At 72.1% G+C, this 15,004-nt stretch carries 15 protein-coding genes; 6 read left to right on the forward strand and 9 right to left on the reverse strand.

From position 1 onward, the window contains the following. The first annotated feature begins 4 nt into the window (after positions 1–4). A complete protein-coding gene (locus ACFV18_RS09505; RefSeq protein WP_380481044.1) occupies positions 5–883 on the forward strand; it encodes a transporter substrate-binding domain-containing protein in 879 nt (292 codons plus the stop codon). Here the strand turns inward: ACFV18_RS09505 and ACFV18_RS09510 are convergent. The 3 genes from ACFV18_RS09510 to ACFV18_RS09520 all read right to left on the reverse strand — a co-directional run bounded on the left by ACFV18_RS09510 (position 880) and on the right by ACFV18_RS09520 (position 3,529). Further along, positions 880–1,548, reverse strand: a complete 669-nt coding sequence (locus ACFV18_RS09510; RefSeq protein ID WP_380481047.1) for a response regulator — start codon at positions 1,546–1,548, stop codon at positions 880–882. The genes ACFV18_RS09505 and ACFV18_RS09510 overlap by 4 nt on opposite strands. Beyond that, on the reverse strand, positions 1,541–2,647 hold the full coding sequence (gene macS / locus ACFV18_RS09515; RefSeq protein ID WP_380481532.1) for a MacS family sensor histidine kinase: 1,107 nt from the start codon (positions 2,645–2,647) through the stop codon (positions 1,541–1,543). The genes ACFV18_RS09510 and macS overlap by 8 nt, the downstream gene beginning before the upstream one ends. Positions 2,648–2,740: 93 nt before the next feature. After that, positions 2,741–3,529: a lysophospholipid acyltransferase family protein gene (locus tag ACFV18_RS09520; RefSeq protein WP_380481534.1), complete on the reverse strand. Its 789-nt coding sequence runs from the start codon at positions 3,527–3,529 to the stop codon at positions 2,741–2,743. A 173-nt stretch (positions 3,530–3,702) separates the two neighbouring features. Between ACFV18_RS09520 and ACFV18_RS09525 the strand changes: the two genes are divergently transcribed. Continuing rightward, positions 3,703–4,482, forward strand: a complete 780-nt coding sequence (locus tag ACFV18_RS09525) for an alpha/beta hydrolase (protein WP_380481050.1) — start codon at positions 3,703–3,705, stop codon at positions 4,480–4,482. Between the two features lie 10 nt (positions 4,483–4,492). Then, a complete protein-coding gene (locus ACFV18_RS09530; protein ID WP_380481053.1) occupies positions 4,493–5,083 on the forward strand; it encodes a hypothetical protein in 591 nt (196 codons plus the stop codon). 48 nt (positions 5,084–5,131) lie between these two features. Here the strand turns inward: ACFV18_RS09530 and ACFV18_RS09535 are convergent, their stop codons facing one another. The 5 genes from ACFV18_RS09535 to ACFV18_RS09555 form a co-directional block, all read right to left on the reverse strand. Further along, entirely contained in the window at positions 5,132–5,821 is a 690-nt protein-coding gene (locus ACFV18_RS09535) for an endonuclease/exonuclease/phosphatase family protein (RefSeq protein WP_380481056.1), read from the reverse strand. Between the two features lie 175 nt (positions 5,822–5,996). Beyond that, the gene (locus tag ACFV18_RS09540; protein ID WP_380481059.1) at positions 5,997–6,938 is read right to left on the reverse strand and encodes an ROK family glucokinase; all 942 of its coding nucleotides are present in this window, start codon (positions 6,936–6,938) and stop codon (positions 5,997–5,999) included. A 196-nt stretch (positions 6,939–7,134) separates the two neighbouring features. After that, a complete protein-coding gene (locus tag ACFV18_RS09545) occupies positions 7,135–7,413 on the reverse strand; it encodes a DUF5304 family protein (protein ID WP_380481062.1) in 279 nt (92 codons plus the stop codon). A 25-nt stretch (positions 7,414–7,438) separates the two neighbouring features. Next, on the reverse strand, positions 7,439–8,602 hold the full coding sequence (locus tag ACFV18_RS09550) for an ArsA family ATPase (RefSeq protein WP_380481064.1): 1,164 nt from the start codon (positions 8,600–8,602) through the stop codon (positions 7,439–7,441). A gap of 8 nt (positions 8,603–8,610) precedes the next feature. Then, entirely contained in the window at positions 8,611–9,045 is a 435-nt protein-coding gene (locus ACFV18_RS09555; protein ID WP_380481067.1) for an SRPBCC family protein, read from the reverse strand. Positions 9,046–9,293: 248 nt separating this feature from the next. Here ACFV18_RS09555 and ACFV18_RS09560 point away from each other — a divergent pair, with 248 nt between their 5' ends. Next, positions 9,294–11,090 carry an AMP-dependent synthetase/ligase gene (locus ACFV18_RS09560; protein WP_380481070.1) on the forward strand — a complete coding sequence of 599 codons (1,797 nt, stop codon included), beginning with the start codon at positions 9,294–9,296 and terminating at the stop codon, positions 11,088–11,090. A gap of 142 nt (positions 11,091–11,232) precedes the next feature. Here ACFV18_RS09560 and ACFV18_RS09565 read toward each other — a convergent pair whose 3' ends face one another. Further along, complete coding sequence (locus ACFV18_RS09565) at positions 11,233–12,405, reverse strand: glycosyltransferase family 4 protein (RefSeq protein WP_380481073.1); 1,173 nt, start codon at positions 12,403–12,405, stop codon at positions 11,233–11,235. A gap of 254 nt (positions 12,406–12,659) precedes the next feature. Here ACFV18_RS09565 and ACFV18_RS09570 point away from each other — a divergent pair, with 254 nt between their 5' ends. Together ACFV18_RS09570 and ACFV18_RS09575 are read left to right on the forward strand one after the other, a co-directional pair. Beyond that, positions 12,660–14,024, forward strand: a complete 1,365-nt coding sequence (locus tag ACFV18_RS09570) for a glycosyltransferase 87 family protein (protein WP_380481076.1) — start codon at positions 12,660–12,662, stop codon at positions 14,022–14,024. Positions 14,025–14,095: 71 nt separating this feature from the next. Next, on the forward strand, positions 14,096–14,998 hold the full coding sequence (locus ACFV18_RS09575) for a carbohydrate kinase family protein (protein WP_380481079.1): 903 nt from the start codon (positions 14,096–14,098) through the stop codon (positions 14,996–14,998). The last annotated feature ends 6 nt before the right edge of the window (positions 14,999–15,004 follow it).

Here is a 15,004-nt window from a genome sequence, read left to right on the forward strand (position 1 = left end):
TCCCGTGCACGCACCACGCACCATCCGTCTGGCGGCCTGTCTGCTCCTGCTGGCCGCCGCCGCGTTCGGCTGCTCCGACGGCAGCAAGCCGGATCCGTTCGACAGCGATCCGATCAAGATCGGCTTCAAGGACGGCCGCCCGGGCATGTCCGTCCTCACCGGCAAGGGCAACTACGACGGCTTCGAGCCACACGTGGCGCAGAAGGTGGTGCAAGGCCTGCTGCACCGCGACTTCACCTCGCTGCCGGTGACCGCGGCCAACTGGAAGGAAGCCCTCCTCGACGGCAAGACCAACCACAACAAGGTCGACCTGGTGATCGCCGACATCTCCGAACGGGACGACCTGAAAAAGGACTTCGACCTGGCCGGCCCCTACCTGCAGACCCCGCTCGGCGTCCTGCTGAAGGCCTCCGACACCCGGGAGATCACCAAGGCCGAGGACCTCCGGCCGCTCGCCGTCTGCGCGCAGGAGAACACCACCGCCTACAACACCCTGGTGCAGAACGGCGGTCGGCCCCCCGTCACCGCCACCGACCTCACCGGATGCATGGACCGGCTCAACGACGGCACCGCCGAGGCCGTGCTCGCCGACTACGTGGTGCTTCAGGGCATCGCGATCAACTCCGGTTCCGGCACCGAGCACGCGTACCGGGTCGCCCGGCACGCCCGGATCGGCAGGCCGCAGTACCTGATGATGATGCTGCCCAAGGGGCATCAGAAGGCCTGCCAGCTGCTCCGCCAGGCGATCGCCGAGTACCTCAAGGACACCGACTGGACCACCACCTTGAAGGAGGACCTCGGGCTCGACGACTTCACCAACGAGGAGATCCGCGACACCTTCCAGCCGGTCACCACCTCGGTCGGCGACCGCTGCTCCGCTTAGCCCAGCTCCTCGTCCAGCCCCTGCTCGATCGCGTACCGCACCAGCTCGACCCGGTTGTGCAGCTGCAGCTTGCCGAGGGTGTTCTGCACGTGGTTCTGCACGGTGCGGTGCGAGAGCACCAGCCGGTCGGCGATCTGGCGGTACGACAGGCCCTTGGCGACCAGTCGCAGTACCTCCGTCTCCCGGGGGGTCAACTGCGGCGCGGCGGGCTGGGCGGGGGTGCCGGGCTCGGTGGCGAGGCGGCGGAACTCGCCGAGCACCAGCCCGGCCAGGCCGGGGGTGAAGACCGGGTCGCCGACGGCGGTGCGGCGCACCGCGTCGATCAGCTCCTCGCGGCCCGCCGACTTCACCAGGTAGCCGGTCGCCCCGGACTTCACCGCCTCCAGCACATCGGCGTGCTCGCCGCTCGCGGACAGCACCAGCACCCGCACCGCCGGGTCGGCGGCCACCACCTGGCGGCACACCTCGACGCCGGGCAGCGCGGGCAGGTTGAGGTCCAGCACCACCACCTGCGGGGCGCTCGCCCGGGCCCGGCGCACCGCCTCCTCGCCGTCCCCGGCGGTGGCGACCACCGCGAACCCGGCCTCCGCCAGGTCCCGGGCCACCCCGTCGCGCCACATCGGGTGGTCGTCCACCACCATCACCCGCACCGGCTGATCAGTCATCGCCACCCCTCCGCGGCCATCGCAGTTCCACCTCGACGCCCTCCCCGGGCACCGAGTACAGCTCGGCGCTGCCGCCGAGGTCCAGCATCCGGCCGCGGATCGACTGCGACACGCCCAGTCGGCCGTCGCGCTGTGCCTGCGCCAGCCGCCCGGACGGGAAGCCGGGGCCGTCGTCGCGGACCGAGACCGTCACGGCCTGCGGCTCGTCCTCCAGCAGGATCCACGCCCGGGCGCCCGCGCCCGCGTGCATCCGCACATTGTCCAGCGCGGCCGCGACGGCGGCGGCCAGTTCGGCGGCCACCGGCGCGGGCATCAGCACCGGCGTGGCGGGCGCGGCGACGGTGATCCGCTCGTCCGCGTGCCGGGCGAGCAGTGGGCCCAGGTCCGCCTCGCCGTCGTCGAGTTCCGGCTGCTGAGCGCCTGTCATCAGGGCCCGCAGCGCCCGTTCCTGCTCCCCCGCCAGCCGTCCCAGTTCGGCGGCGTCGCCCTGCTGACGGTGCACCAGGGCGAGCACCTGCAGGACGCCGTCGTGGATGTCCCGGGAGAGCCGCTCGCGTTCCCGGGTGGCGGCCTCCACCTGCAGCGCCCGGGTGAGCACCGCCTCGCTGGCCCGGGCGAGTTCGATGACGTAGCCGATCGCGCAGCCGGCCACCAGCAGCAGCACGATGTTGTGCAGGTTGTCGGGGCTGATCCCGCCGTGGCCGAGGATGTTGGCGGCGCCGATCACCGCCCCGGCGAACGCGGCGGGCCGCCAGCCACCCTTGCCCGCGAAGCCCAGCACCGTGCCGGCCGCCCAGATGGTGGGCAGCGTCGGCGCGCCGGCGTGGATCCGGGCGGGCGTGTCGATGAAGCCGCTCTGCACGATGCCGAACACCGCGAACGTCAGGTCGGTGCCGAGCACCGCCCAGGTGCACCGCCTGGGCCCGGCGAACGCCCGGGTGCTGGCCAGCGTCCACAGGGTCAGCGCGCCCAGGTAGATCCAGCCGGACACCGGGTGCAGGAACTCCCGGTACGCGCTGAAGAACCGCAGCACCGCATAGGCGAGCGCCAGCACCCGGAAGTACCCCATGGCGCGCCACAGCGGCAGTTCCACCGACATCCCGCCGGCCACCACGGCCGCCGCCGGCCCGGACGGCCCGGGCCGCGACACGGCGGGTCTGTGCTCCCCCACGGCAAGCCCCCTGACGGCCGGTCAGGCCCCGGCGTCCTTCTCCTGGTCGGCCTTCTCCTGCTCGGCCTTTTCCTGCTCGGCCGCGGCGGCCTTCTCCGCCTTCTGCTGCGCCTTGCGGTCCGCGTCGGCGGCCTTCTTCTCCTCGGCGAGCTGCCGCTTGGCGGCGGTGGCGTAGATGTCTACGTACTCCTGGCCGGACAGCCGCATGATCTCGTACATCACCTCGTCGGTGACCGAGCGCAGGATGAACCGGTCGTTCTCCATGCCCTGGTAGCGGGAGAAGTCCAGCGGACGGCCGATCCGGATGCCGGGGCGGACACCGAAGTTGGGGATCACCTGGCCGGGCGGCTGCACCTTCTCGGTGTCGATCATCGCGACCGGGATCACCGGCGCACCGGTGGCCAGCGCGACCCGGGCCAGGCCGCCGACCTTGCCGCGGTACAGCTTGCCGTCGGGCGAGCGGGTGCCCTCCGGGTAGACGCCGAACAGCTCGCCGCGCTCGATCACCGCGATGCCGCTGCGGATCGCCGCCTCACCGGCGCCGCGGGCGCCCGAACGGTCCACCGGCAGCTGGCCGACGCCCTTGAAGAACGCCGCGGTCAGCCGACCCTTGATGCCGGGCGTGGTGAAGTACTCGGCCTTCGCGATGAACGTCACCCTCCGCTTGAGCAGCGCGGGCAGGAAGAACGAGTCCGAGAAGGACAGGTGGTTGCTGGCGAGGATGGCCGGGCCTTCGTCCGGAATGTTCTCCTCGCCCTCCATCCACGGCCGGAAGAAGATCCGCAGCAGCGGCGCGACGATCATCTTCATCAGTCGGTAGAACAACCGGGGCCTCCTGTTGTGCGGACCGGACGATCCTAATGCTTGTGCCCGCCCGCCCGTGCACCGGCGACCCGATCCGGGGCCGCAGCGGGCCTCTGTACGGGGCAACCCGCCCGTGGGACGATCGAGGAAAAACCCCCGCACTTCCAGGAGTTCCGCCGATGCCGCTGATGCCGGGAGCCGAGCCGTACCGCCACGACGGGGGGCCGGTCGGTGTACTGCTCGTCCACGGTTTCACCGGGTCCCCGCAGTCCATGCGACCCTGGGCCGAACACCTGGCCGACGCCGGACTCACCGTCAGCGTCCCGCTGCTGCCCGGCCACGGCACCCGCTGGCAGGACCTCCAGCCGACCCGCTGGGAAGACTGGTACGCCACCGCGGAGGCCGCCCTCACCGAGCTCGCCGACCGCTGCGAACAGACCTTCGTCTTCGCGCTGTCGATGGGCTCGGCGCTCGCCCTCAAGCTCGCCGAGAAGCACGGCGACCGGATCTCCGGACTGGTGCTCGTCAACCCGTCGGTGCGCGCCGACAACCCCGCGACGGTACTTCTTCCGGTACTGCGCCACCTGCTGCCCTCGCTGCCCGGCATCGCCTCGGACATCGCCAGGCCCGACACCGCCGAGGTCGCCTACGACCGGATCCCGCTGCACGCCGCCTGGTCACTCGCCAGGCTGTGGAAGAGCGTCCAGGCGGGAATGCCCGCGGTGACCCAGCCCGTTCTGCTGTTGCACAGTCCGCAGGACCACGTGGTCTCGCCGAGCAACTCGGCGATGGTGCTCGCCCGGATATCCTCGACCGATGTGACGGAGCTGCTGCTCGACCGCAGCTTCCACGTGGCCACGCTGGACCACGACGCCGGTCTGATCTTCGGGGCGAGCCTCGACTTCGTCCGGCGGCTGGCCCCGGCAGCGGCGGTCGATGCCGGGAACCACTCGGGCTGAAAGGCCGATAGTGAACGAGACCAGCAAAGCGAACGACGACGACCTGCCCCGCGACGACCCGAAGGCGGCCGAACCCGCCGAAGAAGCCGCGCCCGAGCCCGCCCCGCGGCGCCCCGCCGCCGGCAGCCAGGCCGAGCAGGACGCGATCTTCGCCGCGCTGGTCGCCCAGTTCGACGAACCGGTGGACGCCACCGAGCAGGCCTGGCCCGACGCGGAGAACGTCCGCGAGCGCCCCCGCCGGCCCAGCGCGCCCACCGGCCCCACCGGCCTCGGCGACTTCACCCCCCGCCCGGTCCCCCGCCCCGTCGAGGGCGGCCCGCGCGACTACTCGGTCGCCGAGGACGAGGACGAAGGCCACTTCGTCCCGCCCGAGCCCCCGCCGCTGCCCCCGGCCGAAACCACCGCCAAGTTCGCCTGGCTGGCCGTCCTCGGCGGGCCCGCGCTGATCATGTTCGACGCCCTGGTCTGGCGCGAGGTCTCCGGCTGGCCCGCCTGGGTCGGCGGCATCGCCTTCCTCGGCGGCTTCGCCACCCTGGTCTCCCGCATGAAGGACCGCGACGACGACGAACCCGAGGACCCGAACGGCGGCGCCGTCGTCTGACCGGCGCGCCGGGGCCGCCGACCGCTCAGCCCCGGCCCGACCGCTCCGTCACGGCGCGGGCACCCGCAGGGCCGCCAGCACCGGCAGATGATCCGTCGCCGCCCGCAGATCCTCCGCCGAGACGCCCGGCAGCGGATACGGCACCCCACAACCCAGCACATCGATGTCGGGCGTCGCGAACACCCCGTCGATCCGCTGATACGGCTGCGCCGGCACCGAAGTGAACGTCCCGCCCCACGGCGCCTTCGCGTGAGCGTCCGTCAGCTCCTCCGCGAACGCCCGCCAACCCGGGCCCTCCGGCGGCTCGTTGAAATCCCCGGCGACCACGCCCGGCTCCCCGGGCCGAAGTTGACGCCGCAACAGCTCGAACTGCCGCAGCCGCTCGTCCGGTTGAAGACTCAAATGGCAGCTCGTCACCGAGAACGGACGCGACCCGCCGATCCGCAGCAACGCACTCGCGAAGCCCCGCGCATGCAGGCCCCGCGTCTTCGGCAGCAGCACGTCCCGCAGCTCCAGCACCTCCACCCGCAACCTGCCGAGCAACAACGGCCCCGCCGCGACGCGGCCGCCGCCGGCCAGAATCACCATCCCGGTCCTGTGCGCCAGCCACGCCGCGGCCTTCTCGCTCTTCCAGTACCGCGGCGACTCCTGCACACACACCACGTCCGGATCGCACGCCCGGATCACCCGAGCCACCGCCATGCGGTCGTCGCGCAACGACCGCACGTTGTAACTCATCACCCGCACCCGCCGCGCCCCGTCCGGCTCCACCCCGGAGGACGCCAACGCAACATCAGTGTCCGTCACCTGACCGACAGTAACAGTTGGGACGGGAGCAGGTGGGTGCGAAAACAGGGAGAGCACCATCAGGGGCGCGTGGGGGCACCTCCCGGTTTCGCGCCCGCCAACTCTCTCAGCTGCGCGCCAGGTCCGCCGCCCCGGCGATCCCCGCCGCCGACCCCATCGACGCCAGCACCACGTTCGCGCGGGGCCGGGCCGGGCCGCCCGTCAGGTACTTCTCGAACGCCGCCGTGACGGGATCGAGCAGCAGGCGGCCGGAGTCGGAGACGCCGCCGCCGAGGACGAAGACGGCCGGGTCGAAGAGCGCGGCGAGGTCGGCCATGCCGCGGCCGAGCCAGTCGGCGACCTCCGCGTAGCAGGCGAGGGCCAGCGGGTCGCCCTCCTCCGCGGCCTGGGTGATGTGGATGCCGCGGATGGTCTCGGCGAGGCCCTCGTTGAGTTCGAGCATCCGCTTGCCGGCGATCCTGTCGGCGGCGGCCTTCTCGCGGCCGTAGCGGCGAAGCGCACGCCCGGAGCCGTACTGTTCCCAGCAGCCGTGGCCGCCGCAGCCGCAGGGCAGGCCGTCGGGAACCATGTTGAGGTGGCCGATCTCGCCGGCCACGCCGAAGCGTCCGCGGTGCAGGCGGCCGTCGAGGACGATGCCGCCGCCGATGCCGGTGCCGACGGTGATCAGGACCATGTCCTCGTACTCGGCGGCGGCGCCGAACCGGAACTCCGCCCAGGCGGCGCAGTTGGCGTCGTTCTCGACCACGGTGGGCAGGCCGGTGAGTTCCTCGACGCGCTGCTTGAGGGGCTCGTTCTCCCAGGCGATGTTGGGCGCCATCAGGACGGTGGAGCGGTCCCGGCTGACGAAGCCGGGGGCGCCGACGCCGACCGCGGCGACCTCGGGGTACTTCTCCTTCAACTCCCGCACGCCCTGGGCGATGGCGTCGACCGCCCACTGGGGGTCGGCCGGGGTGGGCACCCGGGTCTTGGCCAGAATCTCGCCGGACCCGTCGACCACGCCTGCTGCGATCTTGGTACCGCCGACGTCCACGCCGATGGTCAGAGCCATGTGTCCCTCAGCTATTCACTCGTTCCCGCTCAGGCGGAACGGTACCGGCTGAGGGGTGCCCACGTACACAGTCCGGCATACATTTTCCGAAGGCAACACTTGCCTCAGCGGCAAACTGCCTTCAGAAGTCATATCGACTGTCCCGCTCGGTGATGGCTTGAAACCAAAACGTGACGCTGGCCGACCTTCGGCTTAACTACTTGTCGGAGGCCTCTTGGGGCCCGTCCAGGTCCACCCGCTCGGTCTCGGCGTGTTGGGGCGCCGACCAGCGCTGCTCGTGACCGGCCACCGCGGCCCGGTACGCGGCCAGCAGCTCGCCGCCGGCGGCGGCCAGGTGGCCGTACACCTCGGGGTTGGACTCGCGCAGCCGGCCGCCGATCTCCACGGCCTTGCCGCCGAGCGCGGTCGCGAACTTCCGGACCTCTTCCACCAGTGGCGCGAACTCGCCCGTCCCGCCCGGCTGTTCCGTACCCATCACACGCTCCGTCCGTCAGATCCCGCTACCCGCGCGGCCACAGCGCGGGATCGGGGGTGAACCGCACCGACAGCGTCCCGTCGACCAGGCCGGCCCCGCTGACGGTGCAACGGCGCAGCGCGGACGGGAGTGCCACGACCCGCCGGTAGCTTCCGGCGCCCAGGACCAGTTCGTCGCCGCGGCGCAGCAGTTCGAGGTCCTCGCGGTCGGCGCCGGGCAGCGGCAGGTGCCAGATCAGCAGGTTCTCGGCGTCCAGCCGGTCCTCGGTCCAGGGCTCGGCGGGCGCGGGGATGCGGGGCGCGCCGGCCGGGTACAGCTGCTCGGCGAGCGCTTCCAGGGAGCCCTCGGGCTGCCGGGCGGTCAGCAGCGGGACGTCCAGCGTCCCTGCCAGCCGGTCGAGTTGCTCGCGCTGCCGGGCGGCGGTGCGGGCCAGCCACGGGTCCGGGGAGTCGACGGCGTCGCCGGGGTGCGCGCCGTGCGCGACCACCGCGTCCAGCGGCAGGCCGTGCAGGGCGAGTCCGGCCCGGATCCGGGCGAGGGCGCGCGGCGCGGGGCGGGCGGCGTCCAGCACCAGGCGGACGGTGGTGCCGGGCGCGGTGATGACGGCGGCGGCCTCGGCGAGCGCGGTGGAAGCGGCGGCCCGGGCCTCGAACAGCTTGTCGGTGGGCATCGGGACGCCCGCCAGCCCGGCCAGCAGCGGGCGCAGCGCGCGGGCGGCCTGGCGCTGTTCGGGCAGCAGCCTGGTCAGGTAGCGCTCCAGCTGGGCGGGCAGCGCGAGGGTGGCGATCAGTTCGGCGGGCGGCGGGGCGGCGACCACCAGGACCTCGGCCTTGGCCCCGGGCAGCGCGCGCAGCAGGGCGAGGGCGCGGGTGCCGGGCAGTGGGGCGAGTTCCTCGGGGTCGAGCGGCTGGGCGCCGATCAGGTCGAGTGCGGGGGCGAGCCGGTCGCGGTAGCCGTCCAGGGCGGAGCGGAACGCGGCCTGTTCGTCGATCCGGGCGGCGCTCAGGTGGCGCTCCAGTTCGACGGCGTCGGGGCCGAGCCGGACGCCGAGCAGGTCGTCGACGGCCCGGTGCGGGTCGTCGGCGGCCAGCAGCAGGGTCTCGCTGCCCCGCCGGGCGTGGTGCAGGGCGGTGGCGGCGGCGATCCTGGCGGATTCCGGGCCGCTGATCAGTACGGTGCGGGTGGCCACGAACCCGGTCAGCCCTCGACGCGCTTCTTCAGGCCGGCCAGCGCCCGGTCGATGATGACCTTCTCCGCCTTGCGCTTGATCATGCCGAGCATCGGGATCTTGACGTCCACGGCCAGCTGGTAGGTGACCTCGGTGCGGCCCTGACCTGCCGGGGTGAGCCGGTAGGAGCCGTCCAGGGAGCGCAGCATCTGGCTCTTGACCAGGGTCCAGCTCACCTCGCGGTCGCCTTCCCAGGTGTAGGCGAGGACGTGCTCGTCGCGGATCGCGCCGGCGTCCAGCAGCAGCCGCACCTCGGCGGCGCGGCCGTCGGGGCCGGTCTGCAGGACCTCGATCTCCTTCAGCTCGTCGGTCCACTCCGGGTAGGCGGCGAAATCGGCGATCACCGCCATGACCTCGGCCGGGGTGGCGTCGATGACAATGCTCGACCTGGTGTGCTCCGCCATTGCGGCCTCCGCGATCTCCCTGTGCTGCTGTGCGCCCAGCAGAGGCTATCGCGGGCGGGGGCCCCTCCTTTCCGCCCGGGCACCTTACCGGCGGGTCACCTCACGTCTGACGTAGGGTTCGCTTCGGTCCATCGCACGTCCGACCTGCGATGTGACGATCGGAACACCGAGGCCGACCCCTCTGGTCGAACCTACCTACCCAGCAGTAACGTCCAGTCGTCCCGCAGCGTCGCAGACGAGGAGCAGTCTTGCTCGAGGAGTTCAGCCTTCCGGCCCGCTACCAGGTACCGAGCGACGGCAACCTCGCCGACCTGGTCCACCAGAACGCGGAGCGGCACCCGGGCGTCGCTGTGCTCAGCCGCAAGCTGGACGGACAGTGGCAGGACCTCACCGCCGTCCAGTTCCTCGCCGAGGTGCACGCCGTCGCCAAGGGCCTGATCGCCGCCGGCGTCGGCCCGGGCGACCGGGTCGCCGTGATGTCCCGCACCCGCTACGAATGGACGCTGCTGGACTTCGCGATCTGGACCGCCGGCGCGATCACCGTCCCGGTCTACGAGACCTCCTCCGCCGAGCAGGTGCAGTGGATCCTCGGCGACTCCGGCGCCCGCGTCGTGGTCACCGAGACCGACAAGCACGCCACCGTGATCGCCGAGGTCCGCGAGGCGCTGCCCGAGCTCGAGCACACCTGGCAGATCGAACGCGACGGCATCGCCGAACTCACCCGCGCCGGCCAGGACGTCACCGACCAGGTGATCGCCGAACGCCGGGTGATCGCGAACGCCGACTCGATCGCCACCATCGTCTACACCTCCGGCACCACCGGCCGCCCCAAGGGCTGTCAGCTCACCCACGGCAACTTCCTCGCCGAACTGGGCAACGTCACCGCCCGGATGCCCGAGCTGTTCGTCACCGGCGAGTCCTCGGTCCTGCTGTTCCTGCCGCTGGCCCACGTGCTCGGCCGGATCGCCGAGATCGCCGCCGCCATCGCCCCGGTCAAGCTCGGCCACGTCTCCGACATCCGGAACGTCACCGAGGAGCTCGGCTCCTTCAAGCCGACGCTGATCCTCGGCGTCCCCAGGGTCTTCGAGAAGGTCTACAACACCGCCCGCGCCAAGGCCCAGGCCGACGGCAAGGGCAAGATCTTCGACCGCGCCGCCGACACCGCCATCGCCTACAGCCGCGCCCTGGACGCCGGCGGCCCCTCGCTCGTGCTGCGGATCAAGCACGCGATCTTCGACAAGCTGGTCTACGTCAAGCTCCGCAACGCGCTCGGCGGCCGCTGCAGGACCGCCATCTCCGGCGGTGCCCCGCTCGGCGAACGGCTCGGCCACTTCTACCGTGGCATCGGCTTCTCCGTCCTGGAGGGGTACGGCCTCACCGAGTCCTGCGCCGCGACCACCTTCAACCCCAACGGCAAGACCAAGATCGGCACCGTCGGCCAGCCGCTGCCCGGCTCCGCGGTCCGGATCGCCGAGGACGGCGAGGTGCTGCTCAAGGGCCCGAACATCTTCACCGGCTACTGGAACAACCCCGCCGCCACCGCCGACGCCCTCCAGGACGGCTGGTTCGCCACCGGCGACCTCGGCACCCTCGACGACGAGGGCTACCTGACCATCACCGGCCGCAAGAAGGAAATCATCGTCACCGCCGGCGGCAAGAACGTCGCCCCCGCCGTGATCGAGGACCGCATCCGCGCCCACGCGATCGTCGGCGAGGTCATGGTGGTCGGCGACCGCAAGCCCTTCATCGCCTGCCTGGTCACCGTCGACGACGAGTTCTTCCCCCGCTGGAAGGCCCTCAACAACAAGCCCGCCGACGCGACCGTCGCCGACCTCCGCGAGGACCCCGACCTCCTCGCCGCGATCCAGGCCGCCATCGACGACGGCAACCAGGCCGTCTCCCACGCCGAGGCCGTCAAGAAGTTCCGCCTCCTCACCACCACCTTCACCGAGGCCAGCGGCCACCTCACCCCGTCCCTCAAGCTCAAGCGCAACGTCGTCCTGAAGGACTTCGCGGCCGACGTCGAGGCCCTCTACGCGAAGTAGGGGGAAACCGGGGGCGCGTGGGGGTACCTCCCGGCCCGCCAGGGCTGGGGGAGAACTGCGCGAAGCGGAAGGCACCCACCCGCAAGATCGCGACGCAGGACAATGACCTGCACTTGATCGCGACCTTGCGGACGGACCTGCGCTAGTCGCGCAGTTCCCCGCGCCCCCGGTTGTTCGACCCCTCAAGAAGTCCCGTCAGCCGCTCCGCGAGCATGTCCCAACGCCACGCGTCGTGGACCCACTTGCGCCCGGCCTCGCCCATCTCCCGTCGCAGCTCCGCATCCCCGAGCAGCCGCACGAGCCGCTCCGCGAGCACCGTCTCGCCGTTCTTGCCGGGCACCACGAACCCGGTCTCCCCCTCCCGGACGGCGTCCGGCGCACCGCCGGAGTCCCCGGCGACGACCGGCAGCCCGGTGGCCGACGCCTCCAGGTACACGATGCCCAGCCCCTCCACGTCCAGCCCGCCGCGACGAGTGCGGCACGGCATCGCGAAGACGTCCCCGGCCCCGTAGTGCGCCGGGAGCTCCTCCCACGGCACAGCACCCGTGAACACCACCGACGACCGCACCCCGACCCGGTCCACGAGCTTCTCCAGGTCCGCCCGGTACGGCCCGCCCCCGACGATCAGCAGCACCGCGTCGGGCTGCGCGGCCAGAACGCGGGGGAACGCCCGGATCAGCGTGTCCTGCCCCTTGCGGGGAACCAGTCGCGACACGCAGACGACCACCGGCCGATCGGTCAGCCCGAGCCGCGCCCGGACCTCGTCGCCCCCGGAGTCCGGCCGGAAGGTCGACTCGTCGACACCGGGCGGCAGTTGGACCATCCGCGCAGCGACTCGGGGGCCGACGGCGCGGGCGATCCGGGAACGGGTGTACTCGCCGAGGTAGGTCAGGACGTCCGTGTTGCCGCCGATCCTGCGCAACAGCTGTGCGGAGCCGGGCAGTTGGGCCCACGCGGCCTCGTGGCCGTGGGTCATGCCGAGCAGCCGCTCGGCGCCGGCCCGGCGCAGGTGGGGGGCCATCAGGCCGAGCGGCGCGGCGGCGCCGAACCAGACGGAGGTGCAGTTCTCGGCGCGCAGGATCTCCACGGCCCGCCGGGTGATCCGGGTGGTGGGGATCATCATTTTGGTGCGGTCGCGGATCACCGGAAAGGGCTGTTCCGCGTCGAACTTGGCGACTTCCCGACCGTCCCGCCAGGTGGAGGCGTACACGACGATCGACCCGGCCGGTTGGCGGACGGCCATGTTGTGGACGAACGCCTGGATGCCGCCTGGCCTGGGCGGAAAGTCGTTGGTGACGATGAGGGTTCTGTTCATGTGCCGCGGCTCGCTCGGTCAGGGGGTGCTCGGAGTACCCGTGAGTGGTCCGTACGATAGGTCACCGCACCAGTCCGCCGGGAATGCGGCCCGTGCCGCCCGCTGTGGCGACACCCGCAGGACCGGACGGTTCGGACACGGTTCGGAGAAGTTGGAGGACACCGCCGCAACCGATGCGGTGTGCTGGTGGTCCTTACCGGTACCCCGGCGCGACGCCCGGTACCGGTGCGTACGCGACGACCCGAAGGAGCGTAGTGGAGTCAGCCCAGGCCGAACGGCCCGGCAGCTCGGAGGCCCCGGCGCTGCCTGCCCCGTCCGGTTCCACGCCGAGCCGTCGTCCGCTGTGGGCCCTGGCGGCAGGCTGGACGGTCTCCCGGACGCTGCTCGTCCTGACGGTCGCGGGGGTGCTGCGGATCGCCAACACGGACGTGACGGCGGACGTCTCGGTGATCTACCACAGCTGGTACGAGGTGCTGTGCACCGGCACGTTCCCGTTGGACGACGTGACCTGGCAGTACCCGCCGGGCGCGGCGCTGGTGATCCTGCTGCCGGGGCTGCTGCCGTGGTCGTACCTGGTGTCGTTCTTCGTGATCTGCGTGGTGGTGGACGCGGCGGCGATGGCGCTGCTGATGCGCGCGGGCGTGCGCAAGGGCCGCAGCTACCTGGGGGCCTGGTACTGGGTGGTGGGCGTTCCGCTGCTCGGGCCGACGGTGTACTGCCGCTACGACATCATGGTGACGGCGCTGGCGGTGGCGGGTCTGCTGGTGGTGCTGCGCCGCCCGGCGCTGGGCGGGGTGCTGCTGGGTCTGGGCGGGCTGTTGAAGATCTGGCCGCTGATCGCGCTGATCGGCACGCCGCGCGGCCGGCGCACCCGGCGGGCGTGGACCTCGGCGGCGACCTTCGCGGGGGCGCTGGGCTTCCTGCTGACGGCGGGCATGAACGGGGCGTTCGAGTTCCTGAAGTTCCAGTCCGAGCGGGGCATCGAGATCGAGTCGCTGGGCGCGCTGCCGCTGCACTTCGCGAAGCTGGCGGGGACGTGGCACGGCACGGTGACGATGAACTACGGCTCGGTGGAGTTCCTCGGCCCGTGGGTGCCGGTGATCTCCAAGGTGATGGTCGGCATGACGGTGGCCGGTTTCGGCTGGCTGCTGATCTGGCGCCTGCGGGCGGCCCGTTGGACCTCGGCGACCACGTTCGACGCGGCGCTGTGCGCGCTGCTGATCTTCACGGCGACCAGCCGGGTGATCAGCCCGCAGTACATGATCTGGGTGGTCGGCCTGGCGGCGGTGTGCCTGACGGTACGGGGCAGCAGCCAGCGTCCGGTGGCGGTGGTGGTGCTGGTGGCCACGGTGCTGACCACGCTCGAATTCCCGGTGATGTTCGGGATGGTGAACCGCAGCGAGCTGTCCGGCGTGCTGGTGCTGACCGCCCGCAACCTGGTGCTGCTGGCGGCCACCCTGCTGTCGGCGTACCGGCTCTGGCGCTCCACCCGGCGGCGGGAGGTGCTGACCACGGTGGTCCTGCCGGCCGGCCAGCTGGGCCCGCAGTACCCGGTGCGGCCGGGCATCGCCTACGAGCAGGATCTGCTGGACGACCTCACCCCGGCGGACCGCGCCTGACCACCCGGCACCCTCCTGCAAGTTTCTGAAAGCGCTTGCAGGGCCGCGCAGTTCGCTGCCACCATCGCCGGATGATCGACTACGACATCCTGATCGTCGGCGGCGTCGGCGTGGACACCATCGTCCGGGTGGACCGCATGGAGATCCCGCCGGGCGTCGACTCGGTGCACGTCCCCCCGGTGCTCGACTACCCGGCACACACCGGGAACGGGGTCGCGCTGGCCTGCCACACGCTGGGCCTGCGCACCAAGCTCGCCGACTTCCTCGGCGAGGACCCGCAGGGCGCCCTGGTGCTGGCCGAATACGCCCGCCGCGGCCTGGACTTCAGCCACCTGCCCGCCCCCGCCGGCACCCCGCGCAGCGTCAACCTGGTGGACGCGGACGGCCTGCGGTTCTCCTTCTACGACGGCCGCCACCCCGCGGACGCCCGGCTGCCGCGCGAGTTCTGGCTGCCGCTGCTGGAGCGCTCGCAGCACGTCCACCTGTCGATCACCGGCGTCAACCGGGACATGTACCCGGACATCGAGCGCCTGGGCCGCCCCAGTTCCACCGACCTGCACGCGTGGAACGGCGAGAACGAGCACCACCGGTTCTACGCGCTCCGCTCGGACGTGGTGTTCCTGTCCGCGGCCGGTCTCGGCAACCGCCCGGAGGCGGCGATGCGCTCGATCCTGGCCCAGGGCCGGGCCGAGCTGGTGGTGGCCACGGCGGGCGCGCACGGCGCGTTCCTGCTCACCCGCGAGGACGCGGCCCCCCGGCACTTCCCGGCGGTGGACCCGGGCGCGCCGATCGTGGACAGCAACGGCGCGGGCGACGCGTTCGTCTCCGGTTTCCTGCACCGGCGGCTGGCCGGGCGCCCGGTCGAGGAGTGCATGCGGGCGGGCGCGGCGGCCGGTGCGTTCGCCTGCACCACGGCGGGCACCCACACCGCCTTCCTGGACGCGGCGGGCCTGGAGCGGGCGCTGGCCGGCTGAGCCGGA

Origin of the sequence: Kitasatospora sp. NPDC059673, assembly GCF_042734215.1 — a bacterium.
Lineage (GTDB): Bacteria > Actinomycetota > Actinomycetes > Streptomycetales > Streptomycetaceae > Kitasatospora.